Source organism: Curtobacterium luteum (assembly GCF_001475545.1).
Lineage (GTDB): Bacteria > Actinomycetota > Actinomycetes > Actinomycetales > Microbacteriaceae > Curtobacterium > Curtobacterium luteum_A.
Genome location: NZ_LDQC01000201.1, coordinates 1 through 492, shown reverse-complemented (window position 1 = coordinate 492; position 492 = coordinate 1). Strand labels below are relative to the sequence as shown.

Annotated in this window: 1 protein-coding gene; it reads right to left on the bottom strand. The window is 68.7% G+C overall.

Annotation, left to right across the window (positions count from 1 at the left end):
• The coding region (locus NS184_RS17175; RefSeq protein ID WP_152998325.1) for an alcohol dehydrogenase catalytic domain-containing protein at positions 1–492 on the bottom strand (492 nt) is incomplete at both ends.

The following is a 492-nucleotide window of genomic DNA, read 5'->3' as shown; positions in this document are numbered from 1 at the left end:
GGATCTGGTCGATCTGGTCTGCCGGGTCGCCCTTCGTCAGGTCGACCGTCTCGCAGCCGAACGTCCGGGCCTGTGCCAGGCGGTCGGCGTTCATGTCACCGACGATGACGACGCTCGCGCCGAGCAGGAGCGCGCCCGTCGCAGCGGCGAGACCGACCGGACCCGCACCCGCGACGTAGACGGTCGAGCCGACCCCCACCCCCGCGGTGACCGCACCGTGGAAGCCCGTCGGGAAGATGTCGGACAGCATCGCGAGGTCGAGGATCTTCTCCATCGCCTGGTCGCGATCGGGGAACTTCAACAGGTTCCAGTCGGCGTAGGGCACGAGGACGTACTCGGCCTGGCCACCGACCCAGCCGCCCATGTCGACGTAGCCGTAGGCGCTCCCGGGTCGGTCCGGGTTGACGTTGAGACAGATCCCGGTCTTCCGCTCCTTGCAGTTCCGGCAGCGCCCGCACGCGATGTTGAACGGCACGGACACCAGGTCACCGA